Raw genomic sequence first — 16,066 nt, forward strand, 5'->3', positions numbered from 1 at the left:
TTCAGTATTAGATAAAACTATCGCCTGACCTTTATGTTTTTGCGTTGGCGTAAGTCAGTACTAATAACTTGTAGTTCTTTTTCCGTGCGTCCTTGGAGATAGGGATAATGATTCGACGTACATTCATGCCAAAGCCCCTTAACATAGCAATAGGCAACACTAACATTGAACGGGTCAATTTTGAGCGAAACTGCTGTTTTCTCCACCTCTGGATTACGGAAAGCATGACACCAGTAATAAATATGATTTACCTTCACTCCTCTTCCGGGCTGTACGATTCGGGTATCGCCACTATGGGGGGAAGGTAAGGTTAAAATTAAAAAGGTTTGGTCATATTCCAAACGACGACTTTCTCTTGAACCTCCTAATTGGATACCAGTTTCATAAGCTTGAAATGGGGAAAGTCCCAAACTTGAATTGAGTCGGTTATCATAAATCGAATAAGCCCATGTTTCTAATGATTGATAAAGCTCACCAATTGTCCAGACGGCTTGATGGATGGGGTTAACAGACTTGGTTATTTGTCTGGTGTTTTTGAGAATTTGAGTATTTCCTTGTAATTCATGCAACCATAACGTGTTAGTTGTGCCAAACACTCTTTCCACAGGGCTTCCATAACGAGGTTCTCCTGATGGGCGGTATTTATGATTGCATTTGTAATAAGCCAACAGTTGTTTAAAATAAACGCTATGGAACTCTTTTCCATTATCGGTAATTATGGTTTGAGGTAATCGGCTAAATCTTTTGACACAAATCCGAATTACCATTAAACAACTACGGTAACTAGGTGGCTCAAAGGAAATATACACTGCTAAAATTCGTTTACTATAACCATCTACTAGAAAAGTTGCCCAACAGCGACCTAAGCTCATTTTTTTTCGCTGTCAATAGCACTACTAATATTGCAAGTTGCTAGAGAAATTAAGGAACTCACTAGGTTAATATCTAAGCAAGTGTGGTCAATATGAGCATTTTCCCAGGGTAACTCTCCGTCTTTGGGTATTTCACTGTTTGAGTGAAATGGTTTAGTTTGTTTAGCTATTTTTGAGCCTTGGCGGGCTAGAGTGAGTTGGTAATTTTTTTGTCTTTTAATCTGTTCACGAAATGTTTTTTCTGAGGGGGGTTTAAAAACAGGTTCTTGTTGACTACAGGCTAATTGAAATTCTCGATAAACTCCACTCACTCGTCTATTTTTGGCAGTAAAGTAATGTTTTTTAATGAATTCTGCCATAAAATCTAAGAGTGCTGGTTCTAGTTTTTGATGATGCCCTTTATCTAAATGTTTAGGGAGTAAGCCTACATAACCATGATTTTCTCCATATAGCTTTTGTGCTTGCTGATATTGTTGACGCCAACGACGAATACTGCGACTGGCTTTGGTAATAGGTGGAGAATTTTCTTCTAAGTATGGCTTTATGGCCTCATATCGAGCATTAGCGGTTTCTAAATCTTCAGAACGTGCTTTGAGCAGTAGTTGTTGAACTTCTTTGTTGCCCTGACTTGAGGTATCTTTCGTTAGACCTGATAATTCTTCTTTCTCATAAAATTCGGCTTGTTCTAATGTGGGGAAAATATGAACAAGGTCTGGTTCGGCTAATGGGGCAGTATTAAAATTGATAAACAACTTTTCTTGGGCAATTAAACTATTGATTTTGTCAGGGCTAATTCCAGTTATGGCTAATAGCAATTCACTATAAGTTATTCCCGGATTCCCTTTGACTATAGATACTATTCTTTGATTATTACTCTGATTTTTTTCTAACTCTTCGTCTTGAAAATATGGCTCCAACCATTGATAATTTCTCAACCCGAATTACATTTTGTTCGATATCTGTCCTCAGCCGATAGTTAAGTCCGTATTTTTGAGCATATTCTTCTCCAGGTGGACAAAGCCAATTTCCTGCTTCATTTTGGACGTAGCGGTTTGGTTGTTGTTGTGCTTTTTGATTAATTCACTAATTGGTTTAAATTCTTCCCATCCTACCCAGTTGACTTCGATTACAAAAAAATCTGGAGTATGGCTTGTACGAACTTGGCGATTACTTTTTGAAATGTAATTTAATTCTATTGGTGGCGGTTGGTCGTAATATTCTAAAACTTGTCGGTTATGCTCTAATTTGTCAATAATATGTGCTAGTTCTCCCCGATGGGATTCAAACTGAATGGTATGACCCATCTTTTGACTGCAATAATTCCCACAAACATTGCCATAATTCCCTTGTACCCTCCGAGATGGTGGAGATAAGCGAATCTGAGCTATAAGACTACGGGTATTCTGAGTCAGTTTGAGTTGACTACACCATTGCTCAAACTCTTCAAATGTAAGCATTGATTGGAGTTTAATTCTCCTTTTCAGTTTATTGCATTTGTGTCCACTTTCTTGTTCTATTTTTGTTATTATGTCCATTTTCTTCTTCCAAATGGACAATGGCTTTATTCTTCTCTTAACGAAGTTATAAGTATTTCAGCCTGCAACCTGTCACTTAAAGGATAATGTGGCCGTTTTTAAAGCATAAAGTGGCCGCAGTAGTAAAACCTTAGAGAAAGGAGAATAAATAAGATTTACTGTGAAAGATCCAGTCTTATCTGCCTCAAAACATCAATTACCTCAGCCTGCCACAGCGAAGAGGGATGAGGCATAAATTTTCTGAGATTTTTAGCAGTAGGGGTAATGCCTTGTGCATGAAGTACTGGAGCGAGTTGGCGCACTTCTCGACAGCCTTGCTCAATAGCTAGTTTATGGACGAATTTGCGGTAATCTTTATAGCGTAAAGAAATAGCATGGCACACAATAGGGCAATAGTGGTAGAAAGTAGCCAAACCAATACCAGTTCTCTTAGCTATTTTTCTTAGAGAAGGTGGTGGATACTCGTCGCTAAACAAAGCTAATTCAAGTATGTTTCTGATGTGCAAAAATCTTAGCTGCTGTTGATATTCACTATATCTAGTAGCCAAAGATGCTGATAAAGATTTTGAGCAAGCAGTTAAACTACTAGGAGTTTTGAATCCTAAACGAACAGCTAATTGAGTTAAAGAAGGAGGTGGTTCTTCTTCTTGAGCTAGTTGCATCGCCTGAATAACTCGTTCGCACTTAGGACTACTATTTGAAGTAACTAAAGCAGACTGTGATGATAATTTTTTCTGTTTAGGAGCAGGTAGAGAAACTAGCTGGTTAAGAGTAAGAGGTAGTATTTTAAGTTGAAGAAAATCGACAAGATTAGTTGATAAGGCGTAGCAGATTTTCAAAAGTTTATCTAAATTTGGGATGGCTACACCTGAATACCAATGTAGAATTTCATATCTCGATAACCCAAGCCAACGACCAAAAGCGGAAACATTACCTTGAGTATATTGATAGACGTAAGCTTCTAGGATTGTTTTAATAGTCTCTCTTGGAGGTGGACAAGGAAATTCAGGAGCTTGAGCAATTAAATCTCCTAAAGTCTTAACTATCCAAATCTCTGGCTGTAAATTGGGTATCTCCTCGAACAATCTCTTATCTGGCAAAGATACTTCATAGTTCATCCCCAACCAACCACCACATTTGGGACAAAATCCAGGTCGTGAGTTATGCCACAGGTGTAAAAATTCAAGGTCACAGTGAGGACATTTTGATTCTAAAAATCGATAATGGATGGGACAAATTTTAGCTGGTTTCAAAGCCCACAGCAGAGGTGAATAAATGACTTGTTGATTATTTAACCAGTCTTGATAGCAATAAGGACACCAAGCATGAGAATGCTTGAGCAATCCCAAAACTGGGAAGACTTTTGCCCAAGGTAGCATTGTCAAAAACTGTAAGTCAGTACGTTTTGTCAATATTTCTAGAGCAAAAACCAGTTGTTTAGCTCCAATTTGTGTTCCGTTTAAAGCTTTTACAGAAGCTTGTCCATACAAACTTACGATACTTTTAGAATTCAAGGGATTAGTAGTATGGTTATGCCCAACTATTGGTTTTATCTCTCTAGCCAATAAAGTTCCAGGCAATACGCTATGAGCTGCGGCTAGACGAGCAACATAGCTAGTCAGACTTTCAACATAACAAGTACCAAGTCCAATCGGTTCCAGATGAAACAAACGGCTAGGACTGGGAGTAAATTCTGGTTCTTTGAGCCACAATTCATCGTTAACCGCCATGTTAGTCATCATCTGAATTTACCCCTACATCATCTCTTTTAGGTTTTCTTTGTCCAACACGACCTTTTTTGAGTAGGGAATTTTTGGCTGGCATTTTTATTCCATGTTCTGTTGAATATTGCCGCTCAAAAAAACTGGATTCTTCTTGAAAGCGTTTAAATCCCTGTTGTGCTTCTTCCTTAATTTTGTTGATACGAGATGCAGAAAAAGCACCTAATTTAAGATGTTTGCTATTAAGAGTCCGAGCTTCTTCAGAATAGGCAACTCTCAAAGAACGAGTTAACCAATTCTTCAATAGCCCCACACAACCAACTGAGCCAGAAAAAAGATACTCATAGTGTTGTTCTAATTTTGGTTCTTGTACAAGCGGAATGTGGCGTTGAAAAGTTCTAATTACTCTGATAAATTCAGCAATATCTTCTGGGTTATCAGCTTGGTAAGGTAACAGGTGAATATCTTCGCTACGCCGCCCTATTTGCCCATTCAAGGTAGGACAGTTAAGCAGTTCATAAGTTCCAAATAAAATATGTACTGTACCAGTAAGATTAGCAATAGACTTAATCCAGTTCATTTGCTGTAACATCTGGTGTCCGCCTGCCATCATAAATAAATGCTGTGCCTCGTCTACAGTAAAAGCTTAGAACTCTTGCAAAAGTGTTTTGTGGTATAATTAGGGGTTTGGCAATTTGTGATTAGGACTTTGAGGAGCAGTGAAAATAGAGAAAGCCAAGCAGCTTACTGCAAAAAAATTTAAGCGAATGACTGGAGTGAGCCGTAAAACCTTTGAATTAATGGTTGATGTAGTTAAAGCTGATGCTCAAAAGAAGAAGAAGCCTGGTCGCCGTCCTAAATTAATTATTGAAGACCAAGTTTTAATGGTCATCCAATATTGGAGAGAGTACCGCACTTACTATCATATTGGATTAGATTTTGAGCTTTCAGAATCTGCGGTTTGCCGAATAGTTTTTAAAATCGAAAATATTTTAATTAAGTCCAGAAAGTTTAGTCTACCAGGGAAAAAACAATTATGGAAAATATCATCTGAGGAAGGTTTAGTCGTAATGGATGTTACCGAGAGTCCAATTGAAAAACCTCAGAAAGGTCAAAAAGGATTTTTAGCGGAAAACAGGGAGAACATACTTTAAAAACGCAGGTAGTAATCTACCAAAAAAGCAGCCAAATCATCTGTTTGGGGCATGATAAGGGAAAAATCCATGATTTTCGCTTATTTAAAAATAGTGGAATAAAATTTGGAGAATTAGTTAAGGTAATAGCGGATAAAGGCTATCAAGGAATTGCTAAAATTCATCAATTAAGTGAAACACCAATTAAAAAACCGAAAGGAAAAAAGTTGACGAAAGAACAGAAAAAATACAATCGGGAACTCAATCGATTAAGAATTGTTGTTGAACACGTAAATCGTCGTTTAAAGATATTTAAAATTTTGTCTGATAGATATCGAAATCGTCATCGACGTTTTGGGTTAAGATCGAATTTAATTGCGGGAATTTATAATCACGAATTAGCCATATAAATCGGATATAAATTGGATAAAAAAATCGAATTAATCCAATAACTTCAGTATTAATCAATAACTGAAGTGATGTTTACTGCCATCTTCTTGACTAGCGGTAAGCAAAGCCATGCCGTAGGCTTATCGCCAGATAATACTTGTTAGAAGAAAATCATAATCTCTTACTATTTTAATGTCCCTAAATTGAAAATAAAAATAACCCTTAATTATACCACAAAATATTTATGCAAGAGTTCTCATGTATCCGCAGCTTTCATAAATCTCAATATCTCAAGTAACTAGCCCATTTGCCGAGCCATTAACTGGGCAAATAGACCTTCAACAGCAGCTAGCTCATGAAAAGTTCCCTGTTGGACAACTCTACCTGCTTGGAGTACATAGATCCGGTGAGCATTACGGATGGTACTAAGTCGATGAGCGATCGCAATTCTGGTAACTTGTAATTTATCTAAGCTTTCACTCACAATTGCCTGAGTTTTATTATCAAGGGCACTGGTAGCTTCATCAAAAAATAAAATCCGGGGTTTTAATGCCAAAGCACGAGCAATCAACAATCTTTGGCGTTGTCCTCCAGAAAGATTACTACCCCCTTCGCTGACCACAGTATGCATTTGCATGGGCATGGCGGTGATATCATCAGCAAATCCAGACATCCGCGCTGCTTCCCAAGCTTCATCTAAGGTCATCTGTGCGCCACCTGCAATATTCTCGAAAATGGAAGCTGAATTTAGCTGACCATTTTGTAAAACTACGCCCAATTGTCGGCGCACTGCATCCACATCTAACCCAGATAAATCTTGACCATCGTAGTAAATACCACCTGCAATTGGAGTTTCAAATCCCAGTAGTAATCGCAGTAAGGTCGATTTCCCACTACCAGAAGCACCTACTAGAGCAATAAATTCTCCTGGTTCCGCAGAGATATTCACATCATCTAATGTTAGTGCGCCATCACTGCGATAGCAAAAGGTAACATGGTCTACAGTAATTTTCCCTATGAGTCTACCAGGATCAGCTTTGCACATATCCACCTCTGGGATAGTTGCCAAAATTGGCTGTGTGCGTTGCCACTGGGGGATAACTTGCAAAATTTCTGTAATTGTATTGCTGAGGTTTGTAGTACCTCTGGTAAAGTTACCAAAAGCTGTGTTAAAAGCCAGGAAGGTGCCAAGAGATAATTCAACTGTTCCTGAAGTTTGCGGAGCTTCCAGCAGTTTAATCGTAAACCAGAAAAGTACTCCAGAAGTCAGTATGGGCATGACTGTATTGAACAGGACAACGGCATCTTCTATGCGTTGTGTACTCAGTTCCAGCTTAATTTGCCGAGTGTAGTTTTTACTCCAAGCAGCGAAGGCGCGTTCTTGGGCACCAGCAATATGTAGTTTAGAAATGCCATTGATTAGCTGTACTGTCTGCCCAAAAATATTACCCTGGACTTCCAGTAGCGGACGCACCTTGGTTAACAGCAGCATACCAGAGAGGGTGGTGAAAGCGATCGCAACTACTGCAACGGCAACGGCAATCAGAGCTAATTTGTAGTTGTAATAAAATAACTGTCCCAAATAAAACAGTGCAAACAAACTCGTAATCAAATTAATCAGATTTGTCCCACTGAGTTTGCGGCGAATTGTACTTACCGATGTGATGCGGGATAGTAGATCCCCGGTTGTGTATTGTCGGAAAAAAGACACTGGCAAGTTGAGCAACCGATCCCATACCCCCGCTTGGGTGGAAGCATCGCCAGCCGATTCCATCCGCAACAGAGCAAAACCCTGTGCTAACTGAAATAAAGCTGTACCTAAAGCTGCAACCAGCAAACCTAAGCCGATTTGCAGTAATAAATCGCGATCGCTATCGGGAATTGCATTGTCTATAATAATTGACGTGGCATAAGGTGTAATCATCCCCAACAGCGTCACGGCAATACCACTAAATACAATTGCCAGTAGACTTTGGCTATGTCCTTGAAGTGCAAACTTCAGTATATCAATAGCTTGCAGTGCTTTATCGGGCAAAGAGCGATAAAACATATAAGCAATAGGAGCCAATGTTGCAGCTATCTGTTCATCTACTTTGACACGGGTACGTTCAATCGGGTCAAAAATTTGATAACGAGTTGGAGAAATCGGCAGTAGTGCGACTGGGCGGTTATCTTGGGTGTAGGCAATTAAAGCCCCAGAATCTTTTTCCCACCAGTTATCTCGCAATAGCACCTGCCGCATCCGAATCCGGGAAGCCCGAACAATTGCTTCTAAAGGTTCCTTGAGCCGCTTGAGGTTTTCCGAACGAGACGGGGGACGAATTTTTATCCCCATTGCTCTACCCACCGCACCAGCCGCCACCAGCAAAGGAGTACCTTCTAAGAAAAAGTCCCCATCTTGAGGATTCAGGGTTAATGCTAGTTCGCCTAAAGCTTCCATTGTGACTTGGCGATTTAGGCGTTGGCGATCGCGCAACCGCATTATTTCTGTTTGTGCCTCTTGCTCATCTATAATATTGATGCATTGCAAGAGTTGAGTATGCAAGTGAGATAACCCAGCCAGCAGTGTATCTGGATTTGATAATTTGCTGGTAGTGTTAGTTGTAAGTTGAACTCCCTCCACGGCTTCCAACCACATTTTATCAGTCAGGGGAAAAGTTGCAGTAGTTGGCGTTAAGGTAAGTTCCTCAAACCCCAAAAAGCGGACAGTTCCTTGTTGAAGTTGTACCCAACAGGTTATGCCTGCTTCTGGCTGGAAAGTCTGAGCATTATTTAAAGAAAATTGTGTTTGTTCCTGAGCCTTCACCTGAATTTTTGGCATGGTAACTTGGGAGAATACACCACCTAGTTGCAACAGCCATGTTTCTATCCAAGCAAACACTTTTGCATCTGCATTCGCTACTAACTCCCGAAAACATTCTTGATGCACTTGTAGTAATTCAGTTTCGCCAATTGGAACTGCTAAAATTTGACACTGTTGATGAGCAGTTCCAAAAAGTGCTTCACTTTGATTAATAGTGCATAGATAACGGCGAGTTCCTTCGATAATGCCATCTTTAAGTGTGACAGCAAACAAAGCCAGAGAGCCAGACTGAACTACCCAAACTTTAGAAGGGTCATTCAGTAGAATTGGTTCATTGCCATTAATTATGTAAATTTGACCTATTAGCATTTTAAAATGGGGAGTGTGGCAAGATTATAAAGACGCGATAAATCGCCGTTTTTACAAGAATCAGTCCTTGGTAGAGACGCGATAAATCACGTCTCTTGGTTTAACCGAACTTTGAACCTAAACAATTAAGTCTTTAAGCTTGAGCATTAAGTCTTTAAGCTTGAGCATTAAGTCTTTAAGCTTGAGCATCAAGTCTTTAGGCTTGAACATTAAGTCTTTAAGTTTGAACATTAAGTCTCAATACGCTTGGTCAAAGTCAATTTTTTGAACAAACCGCAAAGAACACATTCGCGCAGCGTCTCGTCAGAGAAGGACACAAAGAGAAGAAGGGATTTCCAAATAAAAAAATGTTCCAAAACTGACGCAAAAACTCTCTCTATTTGTCCTCTCTCTGTGTTCTCTGTGTCTCTGTGGTTCGTTTATTTGGATAATTTATTTCTTGGAAGTCCCTTTTTCATGCTTCCACCGCTTCTCCTTCAGTGCGAATTAACCGCGAATATACACCGTCAACTTGCCACAATTCTTTGTGAGTGCCTTGTTGTACAACCTTTCCGCGCTCTAGAACAATAATTCGATCGCAATCGCGGATAGTGCTTAATCGATGAGCGACAATTATGCAGGTGCATCCCCGGCGGCGAAGATTTTGGTCAATGATTTGTTCTGTTTCTGCATCTAGGGCGCTGGTGGCTTCATCCATGACGAGTATCGAAGGATTATTCACTAAAGCGCGAGCGATTTCTAAGCGTTGTCGCTGACCGCCACTTAAATTAGCAGCACCTTCTATGAGTTCAGCATCAAATCCTCCAGACATAGAGAGAATTACATCAGCGATCGCGGCATCTTGACAAGCCCGCATCAGGTTCTTATCTGGTACAGTAGTATCCCAGAGGGTCAAATTGTCCCGAACCGTACCGCCAAACAGCAAAATTTCCTGCTCCACCATTGCAACAGAGTTGGTTAGTAGTTGTTGGGAAATCTCCTTTCTCGGTTTACCATCAAAGCAAACTTCACCCGCCCAAGATTCATAAAGTCCGCTTACCAGTTTTGCAATAGTAGATTTCCCAGAACCGCTTCCACCTACCAAAGCTACTCGCTGTCCAGGCTTAATTGAAAGATTAAAGTTTTCAATCAATGGCGCTTCCAGCCGGCTATAACCAAAAGTGATATTCTGCAAATCCACATATCCCTGTAGTTTGGGAAGAATATAGGGAGATGAGGAAGAATTTACTCCCCCTGCTCCCCTGCTCCTCTGCTCCTCTGCTTCCCCCACTCCCCACTCCCCACTCCCCACTCCCTCCCCAATCGGATTATCCAGTACATCATCCAGCCGAATCAAATTCCCCTCCAATTCCTGGAGAGTAGTACCAAAGTTGACGAGATTATTAACAGGTTGTTGGAAACCTAACATTAAACCTTGAAAAGCGATAAGCATCCCAATGCTGAGATGTCCATCCATTACTCGTAAACCACCGACTACCAACAAAAACATCGAAGAAAGGGCGGATAAGAGCGTGGGTAATACTGAGAATGTCTGGTTTGTTACTCCTAATTCCTGCTGAGAATTTAGAGCTTTGATGTAATAACCTGACCACCGCGAAAAGAAATCTGACTCCAAGCCTGATGCTTTGAGTGTTTCAATACTTTGAAGTGCAGCAATGGATAACCCAGCCGCTTTACCATACTCTTGTATCAATTTTTGATTAGCATCTACCCGTTGTCGAGAAATCCACTGCAAGGTTAAGACGTTTACAGCAGCAAAGCTGACCACCATTAAGGTCAGCACCCAGTCATATTGCACCATGACTAAGGCATAAAAAACTACCATCAAAGTATCAATAATTGTAGTTGCCAACTTTCCTGCTAGAACATCAGCAACTTGGTCATTGAGAGTAGTTCGGTTACTGATTTCTCCAGCAAAACGTTGAGCATAAAAGCTGACAGGTAAGCGGAGGATATGCCACAGGAAGCGGCTGGACATCCCTACACCCAGTTTGATTTTTAGGCGGCGGAGATAGCGCAACCGTAGTAAAGTTAGCGATCCTTGGAGTATAGCAGCGATCGCCATACCCACAAGCAAAGGACGCAGCCATAATTGCCGTCCCTCCACCAAGATGTCATCTACAAACACTTGGCTGAACACAGGGACTACCAACCCAATCACCGTTAAGAAAAATCCCGCAACTAGAGAGTAAACTAAAGCATCTCCAGCCCCCTGTAGCCGTGACCACAGAGATAAAATCATACTGGGTTTACGACCACCTTTAACAAACTCCGCCCCTGGTTCAATCACCAGCACCACACCCGTATACCCCTCGTCAAATTCCTGTAAAGATACATGACGCGGCCCCGTAGCGGGGTCATTGAGATAAACTCGCTCTTTGCGAAATCCCTCTACTACAAGAAAATGGTTGAAGTCCCAAAAAACAATATAGGGAGGACGTAGTTCTTGCAGTTGCTTGAGTTGTTTCTTAAACCCTTTAGCTTCAAGTCCATAACTTCTGGCAGCTTTGAGCATATTAGATGCCTTACTGCCATCGCGGGAAACTCCGCAATCTCGCCGCAGTTGTGGCAGTGGTACAATGCGATCGTAGTAACCTAAAATAATTCCCAAAGCCGCAGCACCACATTCCACAGCTTCCATTTGCAAAAGCGTAGGTGTTTTTACCCGAATGCTACGGCGTGGTAGTAATTTTTGTAAATACTGCCAAGGATTAAAAGGTGTTACTAAAGTAGATTTAATAGATACCACTGACCGACCTCAAAATAGGTAAAACGAAAGTGATAGGAGCGCGTTCTTCCACGTTGACTCGCACAACAGTAGTAGTTCCCGAAGAAATTTTCAGGTTTGGCCCTGTGGAGGAAGACCACTTATAGCCGCTTGGTGTGTTGGTATCTAAATCAAGGTCAGAAAATACTTGTATCAGTCCTTGTTGTTGAGACACTAAGCCTTCTAGCACTTCTGAATTGCCTACCTCGTTAGCGGCTGCTTCTTTGGTAATAGGAAAGCGTGAGATACTGGTGACATTACCCACAATGCCACCAAAGCGTTCCCGCTTCACAGTTTGGGGAGTAATTTGTATTTTCATCCCTGGCTGAATTTTCTTACCATCAGCAACAGGAAAATAGGTAACGCCAACCAGCTTGCTTTTGGGATTTTCCGCCTCAATGGTTGCGAGGCGAGTTCCGGCGCTAACAACTTGTCCTGGTGTCAACGTGATTTCTAAAACGCGCCCGCTATATTGACTAATAATCTGACTATCATTGCCTAATTGCACTTCTAATTGGGCAATTTGTCGCTTAACATCTTGAATCTCTTTTCGTCGGGTGGTGACACTTTCCAGGTCTTGTTGAGCCACAGAAGCCTGTTTGCTGTCTAATTCTTTCAACTGAGCTTGTAAGTCAGAAATGGTACTGAGGTTTTCCCGATAATCTTTTTCTGTTTGCGTTGCTTTTACATCCAGTTCTTTCAACTGATTTTGGATATCAACAATTTTTTCCTGGTTTTGCAAATATTCTTGTTCAGCCGTGAGTGCTTCATCACCAGAAATCGCCCCCTCTTTTTTGAATAGCTGTTTGCGGATTTCCATTCTTTGGAGGAAAACAGGAGTTAGAGCTTGGGCTTGCTTGAGGCGCTGTTCTAAACCTTGGCGTTGCTGTCCAATAGAGGTGTTACCTTTGGTTTTGAGCAGAGGCGTGATAGCTCGCAGTTCCAGTATACGTTGTTGGAGGTATTGGCTTTGTTGTTGCTGCGATCGCTTTTCTTGTTCTAATCTTTGCCCTTGCAATGAACCAACTGCCTGGTCTTGTGACTCTAGCTCCGTTAGTTTAGCTTGTTGCTGTTGCAATTGCTTGCGGAGTTCAGCTTGGTCAATCGTCGCTAACACCTGCCCTTTTTTGACGACATCCCCAACTTTGACATTAAAAGTCATTAACTGCCCTGCACTTTTTGATTGCAACGGCACAACATTGCTGGGGTAAATTAGTACCCCCTGACCTTGGACAGTGACGGGAATGCGACCGTAAATGCTCCAGATAACAGCTACTCCCACCACCGAACCCAAGGCGACAAGAGGTAGCCAACTTCTGGGGCTGACTACCTGCATGAGTTGGTCTAGTCTTTCAGGCGAAGATAGCCGCTCTAAGGATTCTTTACGGAATATACTGGTTTTTTGGTTTACCATTATCTATCCCTACCTGAATCTTTAAATATACACTCACCTACTAATTTTAAGTTTGAGAAATAGCACATCGTGTTTAATTATGTAGACCTAATCTTTTTACAAATTTTTATTCATTCGTTTACTTTGCTAACCTGAGCAGAGTATTTCCTATCTCAATCATGATAGTTTTGCTCTCATCGACTATTGCTCCATTTTTATTAGGTTGCGCCCATTCTTCTACTTCTTTTTGCCGAATACTCTCGAAAATCTCCTTGTAAGGAAATCTGAGTTCAAGAGGATCTTCTATTTTCGTATCAGGCTTAATAATTCCATGAGGTGTTGCTATATAAATTTTTTTAAAGCGGCGATGATAGCCACCCATACAAATATAATCCCATCCTTTAATACGTTTTAAAAGACCATAAAAACTTGAAGCTGTAATGGTAGTAGAGAAATTAGCTAAAGGATTACGCCCGGAGCAAACTTGAATATTCTTATCCGAAAAATCAAAGAACCATTTGTGAGAGGAATCAGGAAAAACTATCTCTAGCTGATAAAGTACATTCCAGCGAAAGTGTTCAAGGAATAAAGGATCTTTATTTTCTATAATAAATTTAGGCAAATTGAAAAAAATTTCTTCTTCAATTGCCTCTTTCATCTCGGAAACGTTATGTTTTTCTGGATTTTTATCGATTAGATGAGCGTCTAAGTTTACGGGTGAGAAATCTAAGCTTTCTCTCTCATCTTCAATTTTATGAACAAATTGACACATTTCTTTAATATGGCTAAACTCGCCATTTTTGAATATCAAAATGTCGCTCGGATCGAGAGCAAATACGTTTTCTCCTATTTCTGGATAAACCAGCCTTACATCTTTACAAAATTGTTCTCGCGTTACTGGGAATACAATTTGGTTCAGCCAAGATGACTCATTGATAAATTTGAAGCCATTGGCACCAGGGGCAATAGCCTTTGGTTGAATTACACTGATGTTGTCAAGGAACTTGTTATATGAAGAATAAGGAAAGGATAAAGTTTGATTATATTGGTAGTTAGTTTCTAACATTGGTTGCCAATCTGCCAATAGGAAGTCAACCTGCGAATATAAAGATTTTACATAACGAATTGTATCTAGGCTAACAGCCGAGTCTACCTGATTCCAAAAAATGCCTGATGGGTCGGCAAATACCATTCCATATTCAGGCACGCGGTTCTCTGAACGAGTAGTCAGCAGACTAGTGGAGCCTATCTTAACTTCACTAAAATCTCCTAAAGGATAGATATGCAAATATCCCAATTTACGAAGACAGTTTTCTAACAGTTTATCTTTAGGAATCAGAACATCGACTGTTTTTGGTAGATAGGCAAGGGAGCGAATGTCAAAGTGATCTGTATGGCGATGAGATATGATTAACAAATCAAATTCTGGAAGTCTTTCATGATTTACCTCTCGCTTTGGACATACATCTTCTATTCCTTCGCTGTGTGTATCCCAAAGTACAGGATCCATTAGAATTTTGCAATCTTGCGTTTCAACAAATATCGAAGCATGTCCAATCATGTGAATTTCCATAAGTCAGCCCTCTAATTACTAATGCTTAAATAAAAAGTCATCCTGCCTTCTTTTTTTCGTAGAAAGACTTTAAGCAACTCTGAGTGTTTAGCTTGCTGCCTAAAGCAAACTCTCCTACAGATGTTTCAGCATAGTAGTCACATCCTGATGCCTCGGCAAATTGATCGGAATTGCCCGCACCAATACCACAGGGAGCAAGATCCATTGCCGTTGCAACCAAGTACATTGTCTGATACAGTGCGCCAACATGCTTAAGAATTATGGAATAAGCAATACTTTCATATTTCCATGCCACCCGTTGGAAGCGAGCCGCAATAACAATCAAGACTTGAGGTAAATCCTGTTGTCTCATTGGTTGTGAGATATCCCTGATTAAGGCTTCTACTGTTTCGGTTTTTTCGGAAAGCAGACACAGTTGATGTTCTAAAGGGTCATAGTGATATAAACCAGAGGGAATATCCTGGCATTGATTAATTACTAAATATAGTTCTAGTTCGTAAAGCGCACCACCACTGGGATAAGGACGACTAGCTATTTCACCTCGTTTTGTTTGGATAACTTCCTTGACTCTGGCTGTACGGTAGAGAAATTCCCCTAGTTGTTGAGCGGTAATTGGTTTTTTTCCATATACCCGGATAGACTTTCTTGATTCCAAAACTTGAGTAAAAGAAAAATCTATATTTTTGAGTGATTCCAAATCGGGTTTATACAACTTAATTACATCATCCGACATCCGAGGTTTGACAGCAGGTAATGGGTCAATTTTGCCGAAAAACCGATAAGTCCCCCCCACAGGATTAGAATGTCTCCCTATTCGACTACGTGTATGGAACAATAAATCATGGAACTCCCACTGAGCAAATCCACAATTAGTTTCTTCTAAGATATTCCCGTCTGAAGAAACCTCTGAGAGCATCTGGGCATTCATTAGTAAACTAAGCAACTGCTCGGCAGTGTCTACGGAAATACTAGGTATTTGAGTTGCCAACTCTGTGTAATTGCACGGTTGAGCTAACTGTGCAAGAACAGCAACACCCTGCCAATTAAATAAATGCACCTGCATTTTTGATAGAGGCGACTCTAAGATCATCTGCCCTTCAACTTGATGGATATAAGCAAATCGAGAAAGTATATATCTAGATTTGGCAGAAATTATAGTGTCAGCAAATTGATTATTTATAGCAATTGGTACAGCAGTAGCGATTAGGAGTTCTTCTGCATAGACAGAATGACACAGCCAACCAAGGTAGGAGAATCTTTGCAGGTAGCTATAAAACTTTAATACTGCAAATATTCCCTCATCTCCTTGCACCCAACTATTAAGCTTTTCTATGCTTGCACCTTCATTAGCCAAGCAATGAAATGCCATTTTTAATCCACATTTTTTTGAGTTAAAAGTTAATCTATAATCTGATGACTCAAGAACAAGTGCTTCGACTTCTGGCTGTTCGGTGAAGTAAATCTCTTTTTTAAAACTGAAGACTAACTGCTGTGACATAAGCAAAGCTAC

At 40.4% G+C, this 16,066-nt stretch carries 11 protein-coding genes; 1 reads left to right on the forward strand and 10 read right to left on the reverse strand.

Going from position 1 to position 16,066, the window contains the following annotated elements; all coding sequences use genetic code 11:
• Positions 1-17 precede the first annotated feature (17 nt).
• The 5 genes from FD724_RS35165 to FD724_RS35185 all read right to left on the reverse strand — a co-directional run bounded on the left by FD724_RS35165 (position 18) and on the right by FD724_RS35185 (position 4,708).
• Positions 18-872: a DDE-type integrase/transposase/recombinase gene (locus FD724_RS35165; RefSeq protein ID WP_179076301.1), complete on the reverse strand. Its 855-nt coding sequence runs from the start codon at positions 870-872 to the stop codon at positions 18-20.
• Entirely contained in the window at positions 869-1,789 is a 921-nt protein-coding gene (locus tag FD724_RS35170) for a hypothetical protein (protein ID WP_179076302.1), read from the reverse strand. The genes FD724_RS35165 and FD724_RS35170 overlap by 4 nt, the downstream gene beginning before the upstream one ends.
• Positions 1,790-1,837: 48 nt before the next feature.
• A complete protein-coding gene (locus tag FD724_RS35175) occupies positions 1,838-2,329 on the reverse strand; it encodes a TnsA endonuclease N-terminal domain-containing protein (RefSeq protein WP_179076303.1) in 492 nt (163 codons plus the stop codon).
• Between the two features lie 233 nt (positions 2,330-2,562).
• Entirely contained in the window at positions 2,563-4,149 is a 1,587-nt protein-coding gene (locus tag FD724_RS35180) for a TniQ family protein (RefSeq protein WP_179076304.1), read from the reverse strand.
• Entirely contained in the window at positions 4,139-4,708 is a 570-nt protein-coding gene (locus FD724_RS35185; protein ID WP_256874704.1) for a hypothetical protein, read from the reverse strand. Before FD724_RS35185 ends, FD724_RS35180 begins: the two co-directional genes overlap by 11 nt.
• A 139-nt stretch (positions 4,709-4,847) precedes the next feature.
• On the opposite strand from FD724_RS35185, the gene FD724_RS35190 reads away from it, so the two are divergent.
• Positions 4,848-5,671 (forward strand): IS5 family transposase gene (locus tag FD724_RS35190; RefSeq protein ID WP_179076305.1). Its coding sequence is split into 2 segments (ribosomal slippage): positions 4,848-5,247 and positions 5,247-5,671, totalling 825 coding nucleotides; the frame shifts between segments, so codons are not numbered across the junction.
• 278 nt (positions 5,672-5,949) lie between these two features.
• On the opposite strand, the gene FD724_RS35195 is transcribed toward FD724_RS35190, so the two are convergent.
• The 5 genes from FD724_RS35195 to FD724_RS35215 all read right to left on the reverse strand — a co-directional run bounded on the left by FD724_RS35195 (position 5,950) and on the right by FD724_RS35215 (position 16,054).
• Positions 5,950-8,823 carry an NHLP bacteriocin export ABC transporter permease/ATPase subunit gene (locus FD724_RS35195; protein ID WP_179076306.1) on the reverse strand — a complete coding sequence of 958 codons (2,874 nt, stop codon included), beginning with the start codon at positions 8,821-8,823 and terminating at the stop codon, positions 5,950-5,952.
• A 454-nt stretch (positions 8,824-9,277) separates the two neighbouring features.
• Entirely contained in the window at positions 9,278-11,572 is a 2,295-nt protein-coding gene (locus FD724_RS35200; RefSeq protein WP_179076307.1) for an NHLP family bacteriocin export ABC transporter peptidase/permease/ATPase subunit, read from the reverse strand.
• Positions 11,559-13,004, reverse strand: a complete 1,446-nt coding sequence (locus FD724_RS35205) for an NHLP bacteriocin system secretion protein (protein WP_179076308.1) — start codon at positions 13,002-13,004, stop codon at positions 11,559-11,561. The genes FD724_RS35200 and FD724_RS35205 overlap by 14 nt, the downstream gene beginning before the upstream one ends.
• Positions 13,005-13,122: 118 nt before the next feature.
• Positions 13,123-14,556, reverse strand: coding sequence for an MBL fold metallo-hydrolase (locus FD724_RS35210; RefSeq protein WP_179076309.1), 1,434 nt, complete (start codon positions 14,554-14,556; stop codon positions 13,123-13,125).
• A gap of 37 nt (positions 14,557-14,593) precedes the next feature.
• Complete coding sequence (locus tag FD724_RS35215; protein ID WP_179076310.1) at positions 14,594-16,054, reverse strand: SagB family peptide dehydrogenase; 1,461 nt, start codon at positions 16,052-16,054, stop codon at positions 14,594-14,596.
• Positions 16,055-16,066 lie beyond the last annotated feature (12 nt).

The organism is Nostoc sp. C057, from assembly GCF_013393925.1.
In the GTDB taxonomy this organism is placed as follows: Bacteria; Cyanobacteriota; Cyanobacteriia; order Cyanobacteriales; family Nostocaceae; genus Nostoc; species Nostoc muscorum_A.

Excerpts from the sequence above, each read along its gene's own strand:
- FD724_RS35205 (WP_179076308.1), bottom strand. The coding sequence starts at position 13,004 with ATGGTAAACCAAAAAACCAGTATATTCCGTAAAGAATCCTTAGAGCGG.
- FD724_RS35180 (WP_179076304.1), bottom strand. The coding sequence starts at position 4,149 with ATGATGACTAACATGGCGGTTAACGATGAATTGTGGCTCAAAGAACCA.
- FD724_RS35165 (WP_179076301.1), bottom strand. The coding sequence starts at position 872 with ATGAGCTTAGGTCGCTGTTGGGCAACTTTTCTAGTAGATGGTTATAGT.
- FD724_RS35215 (WP_179076310.1), bottom strand. The coding sequence starts at position 16,054 with ATGTCACAGCAGTTAGTCTTCAGTTTTAAAAAAGAGATTTACTTCACC.
- FD724_RS35175 (WP_179076303.1), bottom strand. The coding sequence starts at position 2,329 with ATGCTTACATTTGAAGAGTTTGAGCAATGGTGTAGTCAACTCAAACTG.
- FD724_RS35210 (WP_179076309.1), bottom strand. The coding sequence starts at position 14,556 with ATGGAAATTCACATGATTGGACATGCTTCGATATTTGTTGAAACGCAA.
- FD724_RS35195 (WP_179076306.1), bottom strand. The coding sequence starts at position 8,823 with ATGCTAATAGGTCAAATTTACATAATTAATGGCAATGAACCAATTCTA.
- FD724_RS35185 (WP_256874704.1), bottom strand. The coding sequence starts at position 4,708 with ATGAACTGGATTAAGTCTATTGCTAATCTTACTGGTACAGTACATATT.